Annotated in this window: 18 protein-coding genes and 3 pseudogenes; 2 read left to right on the forward strand and 19 right to left on the reverse strand. The window is 39.6% G+C overall.

The window, feature by feature from the left end; all coding sequences use genetic code 11:
* Positions 1 to 287: 287 nt before the first annotated feature.
* From CHI06_RS20450 to CHI06_RS30700, 15 genes and pseudogenes are all read right to left on the reverse strand, one after another.
* Positions 288 to 566 carry a YokU family protein gene (locus tag CHI06_RS20450; protein ID WP_095250443.1) on the reverse strand — a complete coding sequence of 93 codons (279 nt, stop codon included), beginning with the start codon at positions 564 to 566 and terminating at the stop codon, positions 288 to 290.
* 2 nt (positions 567 to 568) lie between these two features.
* Positions 569 to 1,978: a lysine 2,3-aminomutase gene (ablA, locus tag CHI06_RS20455; RefSeq protein ID WP_095250444.1), complete on the reverse strand. Its 1,410-nt coding sequence runs from the start codon at positions 1,976 to 1,978 to the stop codon at positions 569 to 571.
* Positions 1,979 to 2,051: 73 nt separating this feature from the next.
* On the reverse strand, positions 2,052 to 2,531 hold the full coding sequence (locus CHI06_RS20460) for a GNAT family N-acetyltransferase (RefSeq protein ID WP_095250445.1): 480 nt from the start codon (positions 2,529 to 2,531) through the stop codon (positions 2,052 to 2,054).
* Complete coding sequence (locus tag CHI06_RS20465) at positions 2,519 to 4,039, reverse strand: M81 family metallopeptidase (protein WP_095250446.1); 1,521 nt, start codon at positions 4,037 to 4,039, stop codon at positions 2,519 to 2,521. The genes CHI06_RS20460 and CHI06_RS20465 overlap by 13 nt, the downstream gene beginning before the upstream one ends.
* Before the next feature lie 34 nt (positions 4,040 to 4,073).
* A complete protein-coding gene (locus CHI06_RS20470; protein ID WP_095250447.1) occupies positions 4,074 to 5,534 on the reverse strand; it encodes an aldehyde dehydrogenase family protein in 1,461 nt (486 codons plus the stop codon).
* Between the two features lie 43 nt (positions 5,535 to 5,577).
* Positions 5,578 to 6,873 (reverse strand): aspartate aminotransferase family protein, encoded by a 1,296-nt coding sequence (locus CHI06_RS20475; RefSeq protein ID WP_095250448.1) that lies wholly within the window; start codon positions 6,871 to 6,873, stop codon positions 5,578 to 5,580.
* Positions 6,857 to 8,218, reverse strand: a complete 1,362-nt coding sequence (locus CHI06_RS20480; RefSeq protein WP_257009392.1) for an aminotransferase family protein — start codon at positions 8,216 to 8,218, stop codon at positions 6,857 to 6,859. Before CHI06_RS20480 ends, CHI06_RS20475 begins: the two co-directional genes overlap by 17 nt.
* Before the next feature lie 11 nt (positions 8,219 to 8,229).
* Positions 8,230 to 9,420 carry a thiolase family protein gene (locus tag CHI06_RS20485; protein ID WP_095250450.1) on the reverse strand — a complete coding sequence of 397 codons (1,191 nt, stop codon included), beginning with the start codon at positions 9,418 to 9,420 and terminating at the stop codon, positions 8,230 to 8,232.
* Positions 9,420 to 10,082 (reverse strand): 3-oxoacid CoA-transferase subunit B, encoded by a 663-nt coding sequence (locus CHI06_RS20490; RefSeq protein WP_095250451.1) that lies wholly within the window; start codon positions 10,080 to 10,082, stop codon positions 9,420 to 9,422. Before CHI06_RS20490 ends, CHI06_RS20485 begins: the two co-directional genes overlap by 1 nt.
* A 1-nt stretch (position 10,083) precedes the next feature.
* Entirely contained in the window at positions 10,084 to 10,740 is a 657-nt protein-coding gene (locus tag CHI06_RS20495) for a CoA transferase subunit A (protein ID WP_095250452.1), read from the reverse strand.
* A gap of 189 nt (positions 10,741 to 10,929) precedes the next feature.
* Positions 10,930 to 11,259 (reverse strand): DUF3870 domain-containing protein, encoded by a 330-nt coding sequence (locus CHI06_RS20500; RefSeq protein ID WP_095250453.1) that lies wholly within the window; start codon positions 11,257 to 11,259, stop codon positions 10,930 to 10,932.
* A 254-nt stretch (positions 11,260 to 11,513) separates the two neighbouring features.
* Positions 11,514 to 11,888 (reverse strand): annotated as a pseudogene (gene pdxT / locus CHI06_RS20505) (pyridoxal 5'-phosphate synthase glutaminase subunit PdxT); the annotation flags it as partial.
* Positions 11,889 to 11,900: 12 nt separating this feature from the next.
* Positions 11,901 to 12,782, reverse strand: coding sequence for a pyridoxal 5'-phosphate synthase lyase subunit PdxS (gene pdxS, locus CHI06_RS20510; protein WP_095250454.1), 882 nt, complete (start codon positions 12,780 to 12,782; stop codon positions 11,901 to 11,903).
* A gap of 215 nt (positions 12,783 to 12,997) precedes the next feature.
* Positions 12,998 to 13,072, reverse strand: a pseudogene (locus tag CHI06_RS31155) (hypothetical protein); the annotation flags it as partial.
* A gap of 504 nt (positions 13,073 to 13,576) precedes the next feature.
* Positions 13,577 to 13,678: pseudogene (locus tag CHI06_RS30700) on the reverse strand (hypothetical protein); the annotation flags it as partial.
* Positions 13,679 to 13,859: 181 nt separating this feature from the next.
* Between CHI06_RS30700 and CHI06_RS20520 the strand changes: the two are divergent.
* Together CHI06_RS20520 and CHI06_RS20525 are read left to right on the forward strand one after the other, a co-directional pair.
* Positions 13,860 to 15,299, forward strand: a complete 1,440-nt coding sequence (locus tag CHI06_RS20520) for a sigma-54 interaction domain-containing protein (protein ID WP_179292716.1) — start codon at positions 13,860 to 13,862, stop codon at positions 15,297 to 15,299.
* 1,022 nt (positions 15,300 to 16,321) lie between these two features.
* Positions 16,322 to 19,354, forward strand: a complete 3,033-nt coding sequence (locus CHI06_RS20525) for an efflux RND transporter permease subunit (protein WP_095250455.1) — start codon at positions 16,322 to 16,324, stop codon at positions 19,352 to 19,354.
* 298 nt (positions 19,355 to 19,652) lie between these two features.
* Here CHI06_RS20525 and CHI06_RS20530 read toward each other — a convergent pair whose 3' ends face one another.
* The 4 genes from CHI06_RS20530 to CHI06_RS20545 form a co-directional block, all read right to left on the reverse strand.
* Entirely contained in the window at positions 19,653 to 19,997 is a 345-nt protein-coding gene (locus CHI06_RS20530) for a n-acetylglutamate synthase (RefSeq protein ID WP_179292717.1), read from the reverse strand.
* Positions 19,998 to 20,512: 515 nt separating this feature from the next.
* A complete protein-coding gene (locus CHI06_RS20535; RefSeq protein WP_095250456.1) occupies positions 20,513 to 21,760 on the reverse strand; it encodes a DUF4153 domain-containing protein in 1,248 nt (415 codons plus the stop codon).
* A 48-nt stretch (positions 21,761 to 21,808) separates the two neighbouring features.
* Positions 21,809 to 22,024: a helix-turn-helix domain-containing protein gene (locus tag CHI06_RS20540; RefSeq protein WP_027323032.1), complete on the reverse strand. Its 216-nt coding sequence runs from the start codon at positions 22,022 to 22,024 to the stop codon at positions 21,809 to 21,811.
* A gap of 11 nt (positions 22,025 to 22,035) precedes the next feature.
* Entirely contained in the window at positions 22,036 to 22,518 is a 483-nt protein-coding gene (locus tag CHI06_RS20545; RefSeq protein ID WP_095250457.1) for a DUF2975 domain-containing protein, read from the reverse strand.
* Positions 22,519 to 22,941 lie beyond the last annotated feature (423 nt).

The raw sequence follows: 22,941 nt of genomic DNA on the forward strand, positions 1-22,941 counted from the left end.
CTCCTTCATTTTTGTACGATAAGCATCTATCTAACTTTTTAGAAAACAGATGTTCATTATCCTTCTGCTTTTTCGATGTAGGTACTTAGCTGACAAGAAAACGCATGCAAATTATCATAATAAATAAACCTCAATCAGTTGAATTATGTTATCCCTACTGATTGGTTGCTAAACTTTCTATTTCTTATGGGCAATTTATCCCTTCATGAGGATGATGGGGATAAATTGTCCATTAGAATAAAATTCATCTCTCGCTTAATATCGAAAAACGAGAGACGGCTTACTAATTATTTCGAAAAATCAAAGTAGTTTCGCTTCAATAAGCGTGGAGCGGCCATAAGTGTTTCATACGTCATACTTTTTTCGAGCTTTGAACCATCAATTAAAAATAGATGATCCTCAATTTCTTTCACCGTATTATCTGTTTGATAGGTCATACCGCATTCCAAACAATGAATGGATGGTGTGTCCTGAATTTCGATTGCATTTGTTCCATCTGGAAGTTCCCAATACACTTTGTTGCTCGTTTCACGTGCTGTGTCAGATTCGCACCATTGACAAATCAAAATTATTCCTCCTTTGCTCCCACTGTTTCATATTTCTTCATTTGCGATTGGAATTTTTTCTCTTTTAACTCGTCACGTTTGTCACGTTTATCTTTTAATGAACTATGCTCAGTATTTTCCTTATACGTTTTGCGGCGATCTAACCGTTTTAATCCTTCAGGTGTAAGGTTAAATTTCGTATCATCAATAATGGATAGAACACCATTACTTTCAAACTTTTCAAACACTTCAGGATATACCTTTTTGTAGTAATCCTCTGCACTGCCTGACTGATAATTTGTTGGTTCTGGATAAGATGTAATGACACCTTCGAAGTTACGTAGTACGACTTTATTAGCACTTTGAGAAATGATATAGTTCGGCTGCAATGGAATTTTACCGCCTCCACCCGGGGCATCAACAATAAATGTAGGAACGGCATAACCCGATGTATGGCCGCGAAGTCCTTCCATAATTTCCATTCCTTTGCTGATTGGTGCACGGAAATGGCCAATCCCTTCTGATAAATCACATTGGTAAATATAATATGGACGAACGCGAATTTTAACAAGATCATGCATAAGCTGTTTCATGATCGGTACACTGTCGTTAATGCCTGCCAAAATAACAGACTGGTTACCAACAGGTACACCAACATTTGCAAGCATTTCACATGCACGCTTCGATTCTTCCGTAATTTCAATAGATGTATTGAAATGTGTATTCAACCAAACTGGATGATACTTTTTCAAAATATTACAAAGATTTTCGGTAATACGCTGTGGGAATACGACAGGTGCTCTTGTACCGATACGAATAATTTCTACATGCGGAATATCACGTAAATTCTTTAAAATATATTCTAAAATATTGTCATTAATAAGGAGCCCGTCTCCTCCTGAAATTAACACATCTCGAATTTGTGGGTTTGATGCGATATAATTAATCGCTGTGTCTAACTGTTTCTTTGGTACACCCATTCCGATTTGTCCGGAGAAGCGTCTTCTTGTGCAGTAACGGCAGTACATGGAGCATTGGTTTGTTACTAGGAACAACACGCGATCAGGATAACGATGTGTTAACCCAGGTACTGGTGAATCTTCATCTTCGTGAAGGGGATCTTCTAAATCATATCTTGTTTTATGCAATTCCGCAGAAATTGGAACAGACTGCATTCGCACCGGACATCTTGAATCATCTGGATCCATAAGCGATGCATAATATGGCGTGATGTTTAATGGGATTGTTTTTGTTGAGATTAAAACCCCTTCCTCTTCTTCTGGTGTTAAGTTAACTACTTTCTTTAAGTCTTCTAAATTTTTGATAGTATTCGTCAATTGCCAAACCCAATCGTTCCATTGCTCCTCTGTAACATCCTTCCAAAGCTCGATTTCTTTCCAATGTCTCTTTGGTTTGAATAAAGTGTTTCTCATCATAAATTCCTCCTATAATTAGCCTATTTTTTATCGACCATTTTTGATGATTTCTCCTTCGATCATTACTATATTAAGAAATGAGGTATTCCATATAATAGCGATTTTCCCCTTCGCCAAATTCATCTAATCTTGTCTCTTTTATGACAAACCCTAATTTTTCATATAACTTGACGGCTGCCTTGTTTTTAGTACTGACCGTTAAGCAAACCTTACGAAAACCATCTTGCTTTAGAATCGGATAAATTTCCTGTAAAAATAATTTCCCGATTCCTTTCCCTTGCTGGTCGGAGCGGACATAAAACCCAAAAATGTAGGCTTTCTGAATATCATTGTAAGCTCTCATCACTTCGCAAATTGCAATCGGCCTTGGATCATTTTGCTGCCGGTATTGAATGAGTTTCCCGTAGCGTGTAAGTGGGACAAGGGTTTGTTCATCTACTGCTCCTAATCCCGGAAACGCATCTTGCTCAAGCTCCATCATCATTTTTAGCTGTTCTGGATTCAATGAAGCTGGTACTTCGACATAATAGGTTTTGTTCAATGTTTCCATTTTTCTGTCCCCCTTAGTTCTACTTCATATTCGATATCATCTAGCGGCCATATTGGCTTAGGAATGTAACGATACGTAAAAGTTGTTAAACGATTGGATGCAACACCAGGTGCATCCACATAAATGATACGGCCCACAATCGGCTCAAACGCTGCCCGAAAATGATTTTTTGCCTTTAACCCAAGAATTCTCTTTGCCTGCGGCTCAAGACCAATATGACGAAACATTTCCGGATCATTTGCTGACATCGGCCTTCCAATGAGGAGAATATCCATATTCCCAGCGCGAATGTGTGCCGCTCCCTTTAAATCGACTTTTAAATGCTGATTGAAAGGACCTGAATTGTAAAATATTCCGTCTGATAGAGCCACGACTGTTGCTTCAACCTGAACGGCTTCTCCAAATTCTGGCGATACTTTCCCTCCAAGGGACAACAATACCTTATTTCCGGTTCCCTTCTTGCGGCAGGCCTCAATGGATTCTGGATCGTAGAGCCCTCCAAACAGCGTGTCAGGAATGTTCATCTTCACCATCTCCCGAAGCAGCTCTGTTGTATCCCCGCTCCCGCAGCTTAGAGGATTATCCGAGATGTCCGCCAGCACGACCGGTTTGTCATCTTCAATCGACATTGCCAAATCGAGTCCTTCTTTTACACCGGGCAAATCCATGATAAATTCTTCTCTTACACTCCAGAACAAGGAGGCCATCTTTTGGGCAGTCTCTTTTCCTTTTTGTGGATCGAACGAAACAACAAGTACACTTGCACCGACCATGGGAATATCCGAGTAAGGAAAGCCACCAAATACGGACACATTATAAATTCCTTCTTCCACTTCGGCTTTTTTCGCCCACTCTATCATTTTGTACATTGGTCCTTCTGCAGTTCTCATATTGATAGAGGGAGGCATCATAGGCAATTTTTCAAAAGAAGCATAATAATGCACCCCTTCCTTTAATTGCTTCAATAAAGCCATTGACGCATGAACGCCTTGTTCATACATATCAACATGTGGATATGTTTTAAATCCAAAATGAAGCGGTGTGTAATCAATCATTTTTTCACTTAAATTTGCGTGCATATCCAGTGTTGTCGCAATTGGGACACTCGGTCCGATCAACTCACGAATTTTTCCCAGTAAATGCTCTTCCGGATCGAAGAGGTCCTCCACGACCATTGCTCCATGCAGTGCCAGCAATAAACCATCGAGCCTTCCAGCCTCCCGGATTGACTGGAGCATTTGCTCTTCGATGATTGAATACGCTTCAGTTGTTACTACGCCCGATGGGACCGCTGCCGCACAAAGCAGCGGCACAATTTCTACATCCTCCTCCTGTATCAATACATCCAGAAACCCGCCCACTTCTGTTTTCGTTCCTGAATAGGCATCATAAATTTCATCGCCGATATAGTAGCCTTCATTTCGAAACTGTTCGATTTCGGTTCTCATCGGACTAAAACTGTGGGATTCATGGTAAAAGAATGCAATTCCAATACGATGTTTTCTCATATTCTCCCACCTTCTAATAGATATGGCCCGTTTATTAATAGTTCGTATAAATCGACTTCCACTCTGTCATGACATCAAATACATGATGGGAAACTTCACGGTGACCGTTTCCGGACATTTTCATCCCCCCAAACGCTACTCCCATCTCGGCATTGGACGTTCCGTTATTAATATAGACAAGTCCGCTTACCGCTTCCTTTGCCGCACGGTTCGCATAATGAAGGCTCTCTGTATAAATGGAAGTCGATAACCCATAAATTGTCCCGTTATTTACCTCCATTGCTGCCTCATATGAATCTACTTCAATGATGGCAAGAACAGGACCAAATATTTCTTCCTGGGCAATGGTATCATTCGGTTTCACATTCTCAATGATTGTAGGCTCATAATAATAGCCGCCCAATTCTTTGACACGCTGGCCACCTGATACAATTTTTCCACCTTCTTCAATCGCTTTTTTTACATATTTTTCGACTGTATGAAGCTGGTCTTCATTTACGAGAGGGCCCACTTGTTTCCCTTCTTCAAGTCCATTTCCTATTTTCATAGACTTTGTTAATTCAACTACTTTTTGGACAAGCAAATCCTTTACTGGTCGCTCGACGATTACTCGGCTTGCCGCTGTACAGCGTTGACCAGTTGTCGTAAACGCTGATTTTACGATTCCGTCTGCCGCCTTGTCCAAGTCCGCATCCTTCAAGACGATCACTGCATTTTTTCCACCCAGTTCCAATGAAATACGTTTTAACGTTTTACTGCTCATTTCAGCCAGCTTTTGTCCGACTTCAGTTGAGCCCGTAAACGAAATGACTTTCACATCCAAATGCTCTGCGAGTGTTTGCCCGACTGTTCTACCTGAACCTGTAATTAAGTTGACAACCCCTGCTGGGAATCCGGCTTCATCTAACACTTCTACGAAAATCTTTGCCGATAGCGCTACCTCTGAAGCCGGTTTCCATACGACGGTATTACCAGCAATCAGAGCTGAAAAGATTTTGTAGGAACCAAGTGCAACAGGGAAGTTCCAGGGGGTAATGCACGCCACAACTCCAAGAGGTTCACGAACCATTCTTACGTTCCGATCTGGGAACCCTGCAGGGATCGTTTCTCCAAAGAGGCGTCGTCCCTCGCCTGCCATATATTGAGCAGTCGCGATGACCACTCCAACTTCGCCTAAAGACTCAGGTAGCACTTTGCCCATCTCCATTGTCATGACACGAGCAAGTTCCTCTTTTCGTATTTCAAACAATTGGGCTGCTTTCGTTAAATAAGCCGCTCGTTCTGGAATGGGGATGTTCTTCCATTGTGAATACGCTTCATTCGCATTTGCGACAGCCTCATTCACCTGCTCCGTTGTGGCGGCTGCACATATACCGACAAGTTCCCCCGTTGCCGGATTTAAGCTTTCAAAGTAGGACTGATCGTGGGCACTAACCCATTTTCCATTTATATAAAGATCTCCCTGAAGGATATCTGTTTTGATTTGACTAGACATAAACTTGACCTCCTTTTTCGTGGTATTCCCGAAGAATCGAAAATTAGTTTCCTGAAATTGTTTCTGTTATCACATCTTCTAAAATGGTTAATCCCTTATCAAGCACATCTTCTTGAATATTAAGAGGAAGCATTAATCGGATCGTTTGCCCGCTTACACCGCAGTTCATAATGAGCAAGCCATTTTCCAGTGCTTTCGATTTAATTTTCGGTACAAATAAAGCAGCAGATTCAGAATTGAATTCAATACCGATCATCATGCCGACTCCTCGAACTTCAACGATGCCAGGTAAATGTCCTACCGAGTTTTGAAGTCTTCTGACAATCTCGGCACCGAGTTTAGCACTACGCTCTACTAACTTCTCTTCCTCAATGACCTCAATGTTTGCCAATGCCGCAGCACAAGAAACTGGATTTCCTCCAAATGTCGAACCATGACCAGCAGTCGGCCATTTTTCATGAAGCTCACGACTTGCTACAATGGCACCAAGAGGCATGCCGCCGGAAAGGGCTTTTGCTAGTACTAAAATATCAGGAGTCACATTCGCATGCTCTGACGCGAACATTTTGCCTGTACGACCAAATCCTGTTTGTACTTCGTCAAAGATAAGCAAAATGCCGTGTTCCTCTGTAATCTTTCTTAATTCCTGCAAAAAGCTTGGAGGTGCCGGATAATAGCCGCCTTCACCCATTACCGGTTCAATGATGATGGCCGCTACACGTGAAGGATCGACGCGTAAATCAAACAATTTCTGAAGCTGATTCAAGCAGTACTCTTCTGCTTCTTCTTCTTTAATGTTTTTCAGCTGGGTTGGGTACGGATATGGAACGTGGTACACCTCACCTAAAATTGGTTCATAATAACGACGGTATTTGGAGCTTGATGCCGTAATGGCTGTTGCTCCTAATGTACGGCCATGAAACGATCCTTCAAAAGCAATAATGCCCGGTCTGCCTGTTGCCGCTTTTGCCAGTTTAAGCGCACCGTCAATGGCTTCAGCTCCCGAATTGGAGAAAAAAACAGTGTCTAGATTTCCTGGTGTGATATGAGCAAGCTTTTCTGCCAAATTTGCTGCCGTTTCATAATAACCATAGTTCAATCCAAGATGTATCAAGGCTTCAGCTTGCTTCTGAATGGCTTCCACCATTTTTTTGTTCGTATGTCCGACTGCATTGACGGCCACTCCTGAGACGAAATCGATATATTCTTTTCCGTCTGTCGTCCAAAATTTGGCTCCATGCGCTTTTTCAATGACAAGTTCGGTCACCCTTGTCATGACAGGAGATAGATGCTTTCGTGCTTTTTCTTGAATTTCGTTTGTTTTACTTTGCAATTTCATATGCCTCATCCTTTCTTAATTGACCCTCGAATATCGATAATGATTCATCTAATATTCTCACAATCTCATCAATCTCTTTTTTCGTGACATTTAAAGGGGGGCTGATGATTAGATGTTCCCCATTTGTGCCGTCAATTGAACCGGTGCCCGGATAAAAAACCGCACCAAGTTCCATCGCAATACCATTCAATGTTTCAGCTGCCTTTTCAGATGGATTGAACAGTAGATCACGATCACAATCCTTGATAAGCTCCATTCCAATTAAAAGCCCCCTGCCCCGGACATCGGATATACAGGTATGTTTTTGCTTAAGTTCCAAAAGCCCATCGAAAAGGTAAGAACTCTGCTCTTTCACGTTTTCGAGCACCCTGTCACGCTTATATACATCCAGGGCAGCCAGACCGGCTGCCACTGCCACAGGATGCCCGCTATAGGTATAGCCGTGAATAAATTTTCCGTCGCTGTTTTGAATAAGCCCATCTATCAACCGTTCATGAACAATCATGCCGGCCAGCGGAGCATATCCTGCCGAAACCCCTTTTCCAAACGTGATGATATCAGGTTCGATTCCAATCTGTTCTGTCGCGAAGTTGGTACCAGTACGGCCGAATCCAGTCATCACTTCATCGATAATTAAGACGATTTCGTAACGGTCACACAACTCTCGAACTTTCTCAAAATAACCCGGCGGCGGTGGAACAGCACCTTGCTGGCTTCCAACAATCGGTTCGGCGATAAATACCGACACGTTCTCAGGACCAAGCTCTAAAATGGTTCTTTCAATATCAGTTACACACGTCCAGTTTTGTTTGGAGAGACAATCATCTTTTTGACGATCGTATGGACATCGGTGGCAGTACGGAGAATAGACATGGGCATAGTTTAAAAGATTAGGAGTGTATGCATGTCTTCTTTTAACGTCTCCTCCTGCTGATAAAGAACCGATGGTGTTTCCGTGATACGATTGCCAACGCCCGATCACAATGTGTTTTTGGGGTCTGCCGGCATCCCTATGAAATTGCCTCGCCAGCTTCAAAGCACTTTCATTTGCTTCTGAGCCTCCGGTTGTAAAATACACTTTATTTAAATGGTCTGGTGCCATTTTTCCGATTGTTTCAGCCAGTGCATGCAACGCTTTTGTCTCAAAACGCATTGTATGGACAAAAGCCGCTTTTTTTGCTTGTTCTGCCATCGCCTCTCCAATAGAAGAAATCCCATGACCCAAGTTGGCTGCAACCGCCCCCGAGCAAGCATCCAAATATTTTTTCCCGTTTTCATCTATAAGATAGATCCCTTCACCGTGGGTAATAATCGGGTACTCCTTTTTTAAATCTCGATGGAACACATAGTCTTTTTTTATTCCATCCATCTTTCCACCACCATTGCCATTCCTAATCCCCCTGCTACACAAATCGTTGCAAGGCCATATTGCCGTTTTTGCTTTTCAAGCTCATGGCATAATGTAGTGACGATTCTTGCACCGGAACACCCCAGTGGATGGCCTAGTGCAATCGCGCCTCCATTTACATTCACGTTGTCACCTTTAATGCCCCATTCTCTTAAACATGCAAGACTTTGAGCTGCGAACGCTTCATTTAATTCAATCAAATCGATATCTTCCAAACAAAGACCCGCTTTTTTCAACGCGATTTGGGAGGCAGGAATCGGACCGATTCCCATTTCTTTTGGTGATACACCCGCTACAGCAAAGGAACGAATCCTTGTCATAGGAACTACTCCAAGCTGTTCCGCTTTTTCTTCCGACATTAACAGCAGCATTGAGGCTCCATCATTTCTGCCGGACGAGTTTCCGGCTGTTACCGTCCCATCCTTTTGAAACACAGGGCTTAGTGTTCCTAACTTTTCAATGTCCGTCAATCTTGGGTACTCGTCTATCGCAAAGTGTCTGATTCCCTTTTTTCCTTCCTTTACCGGAACTGGAATGATTTCTTCCTCAAAATATCCCATTTCAATTGCACGTTTCGTTTTCTGCTGACTCGTGAAGGCAAATTCGTCTTGTTCACGGCGGCTTATGTTATATTTTTCAGCAAGCCATTCGGCTGTTTGCCCCATCGTAAATCGACCGTATATCTCTTCAGGCTGGGATTTTGGCTGACTTTCCGTATTTGAATCAAACAGTGTCAAATCTCCCATCTTAAGGCCGAATCGCGAACCGACTGTATAATGGGGAGCTTGAGACATACTTTCTACACCTCCTGCTAAAACAACCTCTGCCTGACCAGTCAAAATGGACATCGCTCCGTTAATGACGGCCTGCATCCCCGAACCACACTGACGATGAACAGTATAAGCAGGAATCGATTCTGGAAAATGGGCATGTAATGCCGCGACTCTTGCAATATTCGGAGCATGCGCACTCTGCTTTGTTTGGCCGACGATGACTTCATCGACAATATTGGCACTGTAACCGGAAGCCGAAAGATTATTTTTCATGATGAGGGATACGAGCTCTTCCGGGCGCGTATCCGCCAGTGATCCGCCGAGGTTTCCGATTGGAGTCCGAAATGCATTTACGATTACAACCACTACGCAGTCACCTCTTTGCCTTTATTGAAAGATTCAGCAATAAGGAAGGGTGCGTCTGTTTTCAGTTGAACTTCCTCAAGGGAAACTCCAGGGGACAGTTCAATAAGATGAAGTCCATCTTCCTTTACAGCGAACACCGCCAAATCGGTAATAATTAAATCCACTATTCGTTCCGATGTGATCGGATAGGTTAATTCCTTGACGATTTTTGACTCTCCCTGGTTAGACGTATGCATTGTTGTTACGATTACCTTTTTGGAGCCTTCCAATAAATCCATCGCCCCGCCTACACCAAGAACACTTTTTCCTGGAACGGCCCAGTTGGCGATCCGCCCAATCGCATCAATTTGTAGCACCCCAAGAATTGAAACACTTACATGTCCTCCGCGAATCATCGCAAAAGAGGAAGCACTATCAAAAAAGGATGAACCTTCCAATACTGTGACAGGCAGTTTCCCTGCATTGACAAGATTTAGGTCAATATGCTCTGGCTCAGGGGTAGGACCTACACCAAGGATGCCGTTTTCCGAGTGTAGAAAAACTTTAACATCTGATGGAATGTAATCAGCCACCAGCGTTGGAATCCCTATACCCAAATTGACGATATCGCCATTCTTTAATTCCTTCGCCGCTCTTGCAGCAATGTATTGTTTCACGTTCAAGCTAGTTCCCGCCCTTCACAACGATAAAATCAACGTATAAATGAGGGGTCACAATTTCTTCAGGAGAAACTTGGCCAACCTCCACAATTTCGTCCACCTCTGCAATAACCACATCCGCAGCTGTTGCCATCATCGGATTGAAGTTTCTTGCCGATTTGTTGTATATGAGATTTCCTAATTGATCCGCTTTTTTCGCTTTAATTAAAGCAAAATTGGCTTTAAGCGGCTCTTGGAACACATATTTTTTACCGTTAAGGGTCCGCTCTTCTTTGTTTTCGGCGATTTTTGTTCCTACGCTGACCGGTGTATAAAACCCTCCTAGTCCTGCACCACCCGCTCGAATAGCTTCAGACATCGTTCCTTGAGGGAGAAGCTCCACTTCTATTTCCTTATCCTGATAGGATTTAACCACCTCCGGGTTGCTTGTAAAATAAGAACCTATCGCTTTTTTTACTTGTTTTTGCCGAACTAAAACTCCAAGTCCTCTGCCTGGTTCACCAAGGTTATTACTAATAATCTCTAAGTCTTTGACTTCCGTCTGAGCCAAAGCGGCTATTAAACTAAGCGGACTTCCTACAAGCCCAAATCCCCCAACCATAATTCGCGAGCCGCTTTTAATCTTTTTTACAGCTTCTTCGCATGTAATCAGCTTGTTCATCCATTTTCCCTTCCTCTCCATAGACTTTATTGGGTTTCAACAGTTCGGAAATATAAAAAACCGAGCAAAACATAAATCCTCTATAAAGAATGTCGTTCCAACGAACATTCCTTACAAAGAGTCCATGTCTGCCCGGTTTTAATAAGACCATGGGAAGAGGTCATCTTCCCACTTTATTATAACCAAACGTTATGTATTCATTTGCTTCACGTTATCCCAGTAACGTTGAACTGCAGCTTGAAGAGCCACAATGATCGCTTGCTGGGATGGAGCAAAATAAAAGCTTTGAATTCGTACAATCAGCGGCTCAACCCCGTCTTGAAGACAGTAGCCTATCAGCAGTTTTTGAAAATAATTTTTTGTTAATTCTGTTACGAATGTGAATTCGGCGCCGATAATTTTATGTTCTTTCAGATCCACTTCGAGTACTATTCCCGCATGCTTATACATTTCATACATGGAAGTTCCCTGTGGAGCTTTTGCATATCCTGTAACAATCACTGTTTCAAGTGTTTGCATGCACCTAAATCTCCTTTGAAAAAACCAACTGATCATTTTCTTTTTCTAACTCGAGTATATGGGTCAGAAAAAACAATGTCAATATGAGTTTTCTAAATTTTCAAAAATGTTGAAGCGCTTTCAATAACAATTAAACGCTTACGATTATTTTATTGAACTATAGCATTTTATAAATAAATAATTCTCCCTTGTATGCCAAAATCCTTCTAGAAAGATAAGAAATTTTCTTTTAGAAAAAGCGGAGGTGCCCCTTATACGTACTTAATATCAAGATTCACTTCAAAGATTTCCCTCTGACGCCCAAATGAATTGAGTTCTACAGTTACGTCCATTGCTCCGATATGAGGAGCATCATAGCCGACAATATACTATGCCAATATAATTAAGCCAGGACAAGTCCCAAACGTCGACTTTCCTTCCTCAGCAAATTATTTTAAGTCTTCCATGAAATCGTATTTATCTATTATTCTGCGTATCGTTGGACTTTCTCCACCAGTAAGAAATAGCCCATCGACTTCTCCAAGCTGTTCTATCGTTTTAATAACAACAGCTTCTGCTTCAGCTTCTTCGATCGAACAAACATGTTCACGTACAGCCCCTTGTAATGCGAATACTCCGACCTTAAGCAATAGAAAAACTCCTTACCAACCACGATCCTGCATACGTGCTTCTGGAGGCAGAGTTGAAATTTCAATACCTTTCATTGCAATTCCAAGATTTTTTGAAATCTCTGCAATTAGTTTATAGTCCTGGTAGTGAGTCGTTGCTTCAACGATTGCTCTAGCGAATCTTACTGGGTTATCAGATTTAAAGATTCCTGAACCAACAAATACTCCATCAGCACCTAACTGCATCATAAGTGCAGCATCAGCAGGCGTTGCTACTCCACCAGCTGCAAAGTTTACTACAGGTAGGCGTCCATGATGTTTAATCTCAAGAAGTAGTTCATATGGTGCTCCAAGTAGCTTTGCCTCTGTCATCAGTTCATCTTCACTCATTGTAACGACTTTACGTACTTGTGCATTTACCTTACGGATATGACGAACAGCTTCTACGATATTACCAGTTCCCGGCTCTCCTTTTGTACGAAGCATGGATGCACCTTCACCAATACGGCGTGCGGCTTCCCCAAGATCACGGCAACCACAAACAAATGGAACAGTGTAAGCTTTTTTATTTAGATGGTATTCTTCATCTGCTGGTGTTAAAACTTCACTCTCATCAATATAATCAACGCCCATTGCCTCAAGTACTCGGGCTTCTACGATGTGTCCGATACGTGCTTTTGCCATAACTGGAATGGAAACCGCATTCATGACTTCTTCAGTAATTCGTGGATCTGCCATTCTTGCTACCCCGCCAGTTGCACGGATATCAGAAGGAACGCGCTCTAATGCCATAACAGCTACCGCTCCTGCTTCCTCTGCTATTTTTGCTTGCTCTGCATTCACAACGTCCATAATGACGCCGCCCTTTTGCATTTCAGCCATGCCTCTTTTTACACGATCCGTACCTGTTTTCAATGTTAAGCCCCCTTTGATGATTTTTGAAGGTATCTATTTCTTTTACAAGGAAATCACATCTAATTCAATAGGAATTAACTTTAAACAAAAACATTTGTCATCTTAGCTTTTTTAAAGATCTTATATAATCATTTTTATATCAGTCTGTAGCTGTAGTTCTTGTTCGTCGCTTCCGTCCTGTTCACGATTCTTTTTAATTAATCGATTTTGGAATCGTTAATAAATTTCGTTGTATACGTTTGGAAGGACCCAGAAACTGGCATTGCTATAGACAATTCACCTAGGCAAAGCGTGAGATCCTAACTAAATGCCGAGTCTTCATCGTTCTTTTCAATTCATTTGTGTTGTTTTCTTGTAAATACATAGAATTTCTCCTTTCATCTCCTTAAAAATGCATGTGTTTCCATTTTGTTTCCAATAATAGCGATAAAATTTTCAAAAAATAATACTTCACATTCCTGTCACATTTTGATGATCAGGCTTATAGGAAACTTTACAACAGCCAAATAATTCAAAATTATCACTATTTCAAACTATTAAATTGCAATTTCCGTGCCAAATGTAAAAACCCCTATTTGTGAACTTTCTGTGAAACCAATATGCCAAATTTCTTGGCACTATCTTTATTTATTTTGCACCTTAACTGCAAAAAGACTCATTCTAATGAAATAGAAAGAGTCTTTTTTTTGATACAATATTTTTTTCATAATCTTGGTTGGTTTCAAGTACGGGGTGAAAATTAACCTTTTGACATTATCAGCAATATTACTATTTATACCCATCCCCTAAAACTAGAGGCTAATACCCGGTAACATTGGCCCAAAGCCACGTTTATATTCTGGATCTGATGATAATGAAACAGCGGGACTGAACATACTCCCCAGGTTTGTTCTACCTTATTTATGCAATTTATGCGTCAATTTATTTTTTTGCAGTTTTAAGGGGATTTCCACTATCTTGGTGCAATAAACCTTTGCGAAAATCTATATTTTTTGAGAATAACGCAAAATAATTTTGTGTTAATAAGATTTTTTTGTTTTAATAGTTGATAACAGGTTTAAATAAGGAGAAATGATTATGGAAATTTCAAAAAGATCAATTCAATATCTTGAATATTTAACCAAAATGTATGAACGGATTTTGGACGAAGTGGATGTAGGTGTCCATGCAGTCGATGAAACGGGTAAAACGATTATTTACAACAAAAAAATAATGCAAATGGAATCTATGGATATTCAGGATGTTATTAATAAAAATCTATTAGATGTTTTTATGTTTAAAGATGATCAATCTAGTACTTTTGTACAAGCTTTACAGGAAGGCAGAGAAACGTATAACGTCAAGCAAACCTATTTTAATAACAAAGGTCGCGAAATTACGACGATTAACAATACCTTTCCTATTTTTAACAATGGAAAAATTCAAGGTGCTGTAGAAATTGCCAACGATGTAACAAAATTAGAACGCCTGATAAAAGTGAATATTAATAGTAAGGGAACACCTAGATTTACGTTTGATCGTATCATTGGCAGCAGCCATACAATAAACGAAGTTATTGAAGGTGCAAAGCGAGCCACCCGTACCTCCTCATATGTCTTGATTGTTGGGGAGACAGGGACAGGGAAAGAACTTTTTGCCCAAAGTATACATAACGCGAGCAATCGATTATCAGCTCCTTTTATTTCACAAAACTGCGCAGCTCTTCCTGATAATTTAATAGAAAGTCTTCTTTTCGGGACCAAACGCGGCGCTTTCACCGGAGCAGTCGATACCCCAGGTTTATTTGAACAGGCAAATGGGGGAACATTGTTGCTTGATGAAATCAACTCCTTAAATCTAAATCTTCAAGCAAAATTATTACGTGTGCTTCAAGAAAAAACAATACGACGTGTAGGTGATACGAAAGATACACCTGTTGATGTAAGGGTTATTGCCAATATTAATGAGGATCCCATTGACGCCATTGCCAATAATCATTTGCGCAAAGATCTTTATTACCGTCTTGGTGTTGTAACCATCTTTATTCCTCCATTAAGGGAGCGAAAGGAAGATATTCCATTATTAGTCCAACACTTTATTGAAAAATACAATGACCGATTTCAAATGAATGTAAAAGGCTTATCTGAGGAAGTAAGACAGTCTTTTATGGAGCACGATTGGTTAGGAAATGTTCGTGAACTTGAACATATTATCGAAGCCGCGATGAACATTATTATGGATGAAGAAATGATTCTTTACTCCCATTTACCATATCAATACAGAAGTAAAATGCAAATGAAAGAGAGAATGATCCCTCTTTCAATGGTGGACACATTTGTTAGAGAAAGTGGAGAGGCTGCAGTTCCCTTAAAGGACCAAATGGAGCTATTTGAAAAATCCTATATTGACCATGTTCTGCAAAAAAATGATTTAAATATTTCACGAACTGCTAGTTTACTAGGTTTAAGCCGGCAAAGCCTGCAGTATAGAATGAAAAAACTTAACATTACAAATGGAAAAATACAACATGTTGAATGATAAGAAATACGGGGCAAAAATCGTAAAAGAGCGGTTGAAAATAATGGGAGCCGGTGAAGGTAAAGGCAATTTAGAAGGAGGCAATATTCTAAACTGAATGCCCTTTAACTTAACAACAATTATTTCAAATATCACAAATCTTGCAAATCTTACAATCACTTATTACGGAAAATGTGCAATCTCCAGCTATTTCCCACATTAATGGTAATACCAGGTCCGTGCAGCCAAGAGCAAAGTAACTTTCTATATGAATAGTGCTACTTTGCTTTTTCGTATTCCTTCATAAATTAATAAAATGTATTTTTCTTTAGTTCTAGCATTTCCATAAACAAAACACCTGTTACTTCTCCATTTTTCCATTTTGAATAAGTTTCTTCTATTTTTCTAAGTCGATAATCGTAAGTATAGTAAACCCTTCTTTACGATAATCCAAAAACTGGAAAAGACCCCATTGTGTGAATACTGATAAAATAATACCGCTAATCAAACTCCCAACCGCTACAATTGCACGATGGTCAAAGTAAACAATGGAACCTTAAATCAAAAAATTGCCTTTATTTTTCTTCATTTCTTTCCAAGCCATGTTCATCTTCATTTCTCCAATCTCTTTTTAACATCCTTAGTTAATAATCGGATTGTGTACTGTAGATGAACGATTGAAAATATTTAAAGTAAAAAACAAAAAGTGCCCGGCACCAACCAATTATTGGATAGTGCCGGGCACTTCTTTCTTTTATTAATCAGCCTTTTACTCTGTAAGACTTAAGTCGTAGAAAAAATTCAGTCTCCTCAAAACAAAGGAAATATGGGATATTTAGGTAGGGATTTCGATGATGACATATTCGTCAAAAAGCACTACAAAAAACTTTTCACAAAAGGCGGTGTTGATGAAATATAATATCAAATTTTATTAAGAGATTGTTAATCTCTTGCAATTTTATGGTAAATATTGGGTAGAAATTTCAGAATTATGTTACGATTTTACTTGGACTATATATCTATATCAAAGGGGAGATTTACCTATGTCAGTTTTCACGAAATGGGCTTTTCGTAATAAAGCCGCTGTATCATTGATGACGATTTTAGTATTAATCATTGGGGTCGTCAGTTATTTTAGATTACCTATGGAGTTCTTGCCTTCTGCAGACAATCCGCAGGTAACCATTATTACGATGGGCCAAGGAACCGATTCAAAAACAATGGAAAGTGAAGTTACTTCTCCAATCGAGCGGGCGGTTACCGGAATTAAGGGAAAAAATTCAGTTTATAGCTCAACGGGAGACGGCTTTTCAAAGGTTGATTTATTCTTTGAAGCAGGTTCCGACATGAAACAGGCAAAATTAGATGTTCAAGAGGCTTTAACACATGTAGCACTTCCAGCTTACATATCAAAGCCAATCATTTCGCAGCTAAATACCTCCATGATTCCCATCTCCAACATCGCAGTAACATTTAAAGAAGGCCTCACGACTGAAAACCTGGAATTGGTAAAAGAAAAAATTGAACCGTTATACAAAGATATTGACGGTGTGTCCCAAGTTCAAACCTATGGTTTAGTTGACCCTGTTATCTCAGTAAAAATTGATAATCAAAAGTTAGCCGAAAGCCAAGTATCCCTTCAGAGTGTGCTCGGAATTCTTCAAGGTCAAAACACTGCTCTTGCCATCGGCGAAAAGAATATTGACGGAAAAACCAGCAATATTAAGGTGATTGGCGACTTATCAAGTCTTGAAAAACTAAAAAACCTGCCAGTCGCACCCAATGTAACGCTTGAGGATATCTCATCGATTGAGGAAAAAAACCAATCCAATTTTCTTAACCGTTTCGGCGGGAATGAAGCATTAAGCATCAGTATTACGAAGGACAGCAATTCAAATGCTGTCACTATAAGTAAAGAAATTGAAAAAGTAACAAAGGAAATTAACAAAAAATACGATACGCAAGAATCTACGATCTATGTGGCATCAGCTGATATGGTTGAAACATCGGTTCAAACGATGATGAAAGAAGTTCTTCTTGGTGCTTTATTTGCTACGATTGTGATTATGATCTTTTTACGGAATATCCGTACAACGTTTATTACGATTGTTTCCATCCCGCTATCCCTTTGTTTTACCTTGTTCTTACTGTCACGGTCCGGGGTAACGTTAAATATTTTAACACTCGGCGGTGTTGCCGTTGCCGTTGGGCGACTTGTTGATGACAGTATCGTGGTCATTGAAAATATTTACCGCAAAATGCAAACAGAGAAATTTTCCGTTCAACTGGTGATTGATGCAACGAAACAAGTGGGTGTTGCAATTACGGCCTCCACGCTAACAACCGTCGCGGTTTTCCTGCCAATGAGTTTATTAAACGGTGGACTTCGGGAATTCCTTTTACCATTTGCCTTAACGGTTACCTATTCATTGCTCACTTCCCTTCTTGTGGCATTGACAGTGGTTCCGTTGATGAGTGCGGGCTTGTTGAAAAATACAAAGCTTCCTGAACATAAACCTGCTGTTCGCTTTCCAAAAGCAGTCAAATGGTCTTTAAATCATAAATGGATAGTTTTTACGATTTCCTTCCTTTTGTTTGCAGGATCGATAGGTGCTTACTTTGCTGTACCGAAGGGTGCCGTTGACAATTCTTCTGCCGACTTTGTTTCAGCCACCTTGAAATTCCCAAATGAAACGCCTTTTGAAACAGTCAAAGAAAAGGCACTCGAGCTTGAAAATTCGATAGCTGAATTGGATGAGGTTGAATATGTTTTTAACCAAGTCGGTTCTTCAGCTGATTCCGCTCAATTTGGCGAAATCGGTTCTCCAACCGAAGCGATAATTAGTATTCTATTAAAAGATAAAGACGATACCGATAAAGTTCTAAAAGAAATAGAAAAGAAAAAAGACGACTATAAGGATGCTGTATTAGAAGTCGCAACAGCTTCGTTTATGATGGGTGGGTCAGGAACCACTATTACCATCGATGTGATTGGTGAGGATATAGTTCAACTGGAAAAAACAGCTAACAATATTAAAGAAATAGCATCGGATATTGACGGTGTTGAGAAAGTAACAACGAATCAAGATGAAAAGAAAACCGTCTACTCTCTTGTCGTAGATCCTGCAAAAGGTAATACACAGCAGATTGCCCAGCAGCTTGGTGTCATGTTAAATCAAACACCACTTGGGTCGATCACGATAAATGAAAAACAAACGACCGTTGTTCTTGAACCTTTACTAAACACCAAAACGGAAAACGACTTGAAAAACATTTCCATAATAACCGAAAGTGGAATGGTACCCGTTTCTGAAGTTGCAGCCTTAAAAGTGGCTGAGAGCTCAACGAGCCAATTCCATAAAGATGGAGAAACCTACCTTCGTGTCATAGCATCCGTCGATCCTGCTAAGCTCTCTGAAATTTCAACCAAGATTAATTTAGAAATATTCGGTGACAAAAAAGATAATAAAGGAATGGATTTCCCTGAAGATGTAGAAGTTCTTGTTGGAGGGGCAAGTGCGCAGCAGATGGAGGATTTCACCGATCTTTTCTTAACGATGCTCGTTTCCATCGGAATTGTGTTCTTGATTATGGTCATCACGTTTAAGTCGATTAAAGCGCCAATCGCCATTTTAACCTCCCTGCCGTTAGCAGCCATCGGTGCGATTCTAGGAATCTTAATCAGCCGGATTTCCGTGGATATCACCGCCCTGCTTGGAGCGCTTATGCTGATTGGAATAGTTGTAACCAATGCGATTGTTTTAATTGACCGTGTTAGACAAAATGAAGAAAAAATGAGTATTCGCGAAGCGATTGTGGAAGCGACGGCTACCAGAATGAGGCCGATTATGATGACTGCCATCGCAACGATCAGTGCGATGATTCCACTCTTGTTTAAAGCTTCTCAGAGCGGAAGCTTGGTTTCTCAAAGCTTGGCGGTTGTTGTTATAGGCGGGCTGGCTCTCGCTACCCTCTTGACATTAATCGTCATCCCATGTGTATATGAATTATTGTATTTTAAAAAATCAAAGAAACAAAGAATGTCAGAATCAACCGATCACCCTATTCAAATGTAATCTTCAATAAAAAGCCGAAAACATGCAAAAGATGAATTTATCTTGCAGGTTTTCGGCTTTTTGATGATTGCTCTTAATTTAGTAGTCTAAAAACGGCATGTGCCAAGCATAAAGGCTTCCGTTTTGAGATGCTTTTCTAAAAATAAGTACAGAAACGGTATTCGTTTTGACATCGTTATTGGTATATAAAAAAGCAAAACCCTCAATAATTGGTGAGTTTCTTTATTAGGAATACCTAAACCTTATTAACTAAAGCCCCCCGTTACATAATAGGGATAATTTAGTACGTTCAATAGTTTTAAATGATAATTTCCTCAATAATTGAATTTCCCTCAGTAGCTTCAGAATCAAGCCATTTCCAATTTTCATATAACCTAAGTCGCCCATCTGGTAAGATTTCAGGAGTAGAAATACATTGTCCACCTCTAATTTCATTTTTGTTGTTAACGTGGTTATACCTAAACTCTAAGCAACCGTCATCCTTTATTACTCCAATCAATGTTCCTTTTACAATTTCCCCTCCACTGTAAGTTGCTGAGATAATATGCCCCTCTTGTGTGTAATCAAAAATAGTCTTTGAAGAAACTTCACCATTATCCGTATTTTCAATCGAAACAAAGCTACGACCATTAAGATCTATCATTTTTCACTTCCCCTTTACCCTATTTTTTTAAAAATTATACCATTTTTTCTTGAATTAAACTTTTGAACAACACATTGTCCACGAATTATTAATGGAATTAAGTAACTAGAATTCCGCCGTGATTGAATAAATAGTTCATGATAAAGGTCTTCCATTAAACAAACAAAAAAGCCACTGATAAAAATCAGTGGCTTTCTTCAACTAAAGCACCCTTTAGTGTAAGTACATCTTTTCACATTTAATCTAAATCAAACTCAAACTTAAAACCTGCAAGTTTAGCTAATCAAATACGTTTCATGAAGTCCTTTTCGTTGGGCACATGAAACTGGACATATTTTAAAGAATCCAGTTGCAACAATATATTATGTCTTCTAGTTTGAATACCCTCTTTTTTAACTTTGGTAATGAAAATAAGCCAAAACTATGCAACTCTGTATAAAAAGCTGCATAATATCGGCTCTGAGGATTTTATACGTTATAGAAGATTAGCTTTTCGTTACATTAACAGAGCCTTTCTAATTAAAAATTATAGGAAAAGTAAATGTAACGAAAGCTGCCCAAAGTCCGTAGACCGGCAAATACTTAGTAACGGCATCTTGGATAGTTGAAGGTCCGGATTTGTTTTGTAGAAAACGCATATAGGAGAGCATAATCCAAATTAGATTTGCCCAGATAAGTATGTTTACTCCTAAAACAGCAAGTCTATTAGGCGTAATCCCATAAGAAGAAAGTCTGAACACGATGGCTGACAAAGCCACACTGTCAATGATAAGCGCAAGAACAATTAAGGCAAAATTTATATAATCTGAAATGTTCTTTTTCTCGTCTGAGTCGCTCTCGGTAATGGAAAATATGGTAACGGCCAATACACCAAGGAGTATTCCGTTGAAGGCTATCAGGAAATTGCGGTCCAAGAATGGATTTTTTCCGACCCATATAACCGTTATAAGGTAGACCAACAATGTGACCAGGACAAGAGGACTAAAAATTTTAGCTATATATGGTGTAATATTCTTAGCAAGTTTAAGATTCATTGATACCAGGTATGCAGCCACAATAGCGAGAGCGGCAGCACCAAATAAAACGACATTACTAAAATAGAAATCTTCTATATCCAAGCCAACAAAGCTAAATAACTGCATGGTTAATGCCGCTAGTACCATTCCGCTAACTGCCATGCTGGCGTAGAGAATACAATATTCCAAATTAAATTTAATATAGGCTAATCTTGTACTGCCTTTTGAATATTCATTTCCTGTAAATGCAAGCCCTACCAATACCCATAAGAATATGGGAACGTGTAAATAAGCAAGGATAATACTGTCTTTATAATTTAATGGCAGCATATTAAGATAAAACCCGGAAATTAGGAACAACGTTGCAAGGGAATAAATAACACTTTTTTTCGGAGTATTATTGTAAACAAAATAGGCAGCAATAAAGGGAATTATACCAAAAGCCAGGTTAATTGGAGCAATTGCTTCCTGTTCGACAAAATGGAAAATGATCCTGGTGCTTATCCCGGCCAGAATGGCTAAAATGCCCATGAATAAGAAACCTTTTTGAAGCAAGGAAGATTTTTCTGTATTTGCCGTCTCCTTGAAATGCAATCTTTCATACCAAACACCAAGAACCTGAGAATCAGGATTTTGTTCCCATGCGTGTGAGAATGACTTTTTAAAAGCTTTCGGGTCTTTTCTATACATTCTCTCCAGCTCATGATGGTTAGCAATATTTTCTATAATCAAATTGTTAATGTCCATAGTTATACCTCCACTAATAATTGTTATATTAAGTTTCCTCCACAATGTTTAACTGTCTTCGTCACTTTTGTATTCTAAAATATCTCCAGGCTGACATTCTAAAGCCTTACAAATTGCCTCTAAAGTAGAGAATCGAATCGCTTTTGCCTTTCCATTTTTCAATATAGAAAGGTTCGCCATTGTTATTCCAACCTTCTCCGAAAGTTCTGTTACGCTCATTTTCCTTTTTGCTAACATCACATCAATATTGATTATAATTGCCATTGTTATTCACTTCAGACCGTTAAATCATTTTCTGATTTGATATAAATTGCTTCTTGTAAAAGTTTTTGGAGAACAGCCGCAAAGACTGCGATAACCATCGAAGCAAAAGGAACAACCAATCCGACAAAGATAACTCCTGGTGCGTCGCCTACTTCCGCAAAGATATAGAAGAGCGGCCAAACTAGCACATGCAAAATACTGATTGTGATGGCACAGTATTTGATTTTCTTTAAAGCTTTTACAGATAAATCGGAGAAAGCTTTATTTTTGTCAATATAGCGTAAGAGTTTGAAAGCCTGATACAAAGCAAAGTAAAAAGGTATCGCCGATACATCAAAAGCGATGAAAACGAGATATTCTATAAAAGCAAACTCTTGAAGCAATTTTGCTGCAAGATTTGCCATCTCAGGCACCAAAAAGATGCACAGAGCAAGAACTGGGACTCCTAAAAGAATAACAGCTATTTTTAAAAACAACGTTGTTACTTTTTCCATAAAAAGCACCTCACTTATTTACTCTGATTTTGATTTTAATATATATTTTATCGTTTTTCAATAAATTTTTATTAATTTAAATAACATTTTTATTGTAGATTTTTGTTTTAAACAAAAATAAAAAGCATTCCTCATTCAAAGAAATACTCTATAACTTTAAACCATTAAATTTATAACTTGTACAGCTAGTCGAGTAGAAGGGAGCCTTTTTACCTTGCGGTAAATTGTACTCCACCCCCCTCACAGAACCGTGCTTGCGCTATTAACGCACACGGCTCCTCCTAGTTACCATTCACAGAACCTTTCTAATCTCTAAGGATCAGATTTTGCTAATTCTGCTATCCTTACTAGTTTTGTCTCCATTTATTATTCCTACCTCTGTGTGTAGTAAATGTGTCCCTAACAAGGGTGATAACTGGTAGC

Origin of the sequence: Bacillus sp. 7884-1 (genome assembly GCF_002272245.1) — a bacterium.
Lineage (GTDB): Bacteria > Bacillota > Bacilli > Bacillales > Cytobacillaceae > Neobacillus.

Coding starts and splice junctions, on each gene's coding strand:
- ablA (WP_095250444.1), bottom strand. CDS start 1,978: ATGAGAAACACTTTATTCAAACCAAAGAGACATTGGAAAGAAATCGAG.
- CHI06_RS20460 (WP_095250445.1), bottom strand. CDS start 2,531: ATGGAAACATTGAACAAAACCTATTATGTCGAAGTACCAGCTTCATTG.
- CHI06_RS20465 (WP_095250446.1), bottom strand. CDS start 4,039: ATGAGAAAACATCGTATTGGAATTGCATTCTTTTACCATGAATCCCAC.
- CHI06_RS20470 (WP_095250447.1), bottom strand. CDS start 5,534: ATGTCTAGTCAAATCAAAACAGATATCCTTCAGGGAGATCTTTATATA.
- CHI06_RS20475 (WP_095250448.1), bottom strand. CDS start 6,873: ATGAAATTGCAAAGTAAAACAAACGAAATTCAAGAAAAAGCACGAAAG.
- CHI06_RS20495 (WP_095250452.1), bottom strand. CDS start 10,740: ATGAACAAGCTGATTACATGCGAAGAAGCTGTAAAAAAGATTAAAAGC.
- CHI06_RS20500 (WP_095250453.1), bottom strand. CDS start 11,259: ATGCAAACACTTGAAACAGTGATTGTTACAGGATATGCAAAAGCTCCA.
- CHI06_RS20520 (WP_179292716.1), top strand. CDS start 13,860: ATGGAAATTTCAAAAAGATCAATTCAATATCTTGAATATTTAACCAAA.
- CHI06_RS20525 (WP_095250455.1), top strand. CDS start 16,322: ATGTCAGTTTTCACGAAATGGGCTTTTCGTAATAAAGCCGCTGTATCA.
- CHI06_RS20530 (WP_179292717.1), bottom strand. CDS start 19,997: ATGATAGATCTTAATGGTCGTAGCTTTGTTTCGATTGAAAATACGGAT.
- CHI06_RS20535 (WP_095250456.1), bottom strand. CDS start 21,760: ATGGACATTAACAATTTGATTATAGAAAATATTGCTAACCATCATGAG.
- CHI06_RS20540 (WP_027323032.1), bottom strand. CDS start 22,024: ATGGCAATTATAATCAATATTGATGTGATGTTAGCAAAAAGGAAAATG.
- CHI06_RS20545 (WP_095250457.1), bottom strand. CDS start 22,518: ATGGAAAAAGTAACAACGTTGTTTTTAAAAATAGCTGTTATTCTTTTA.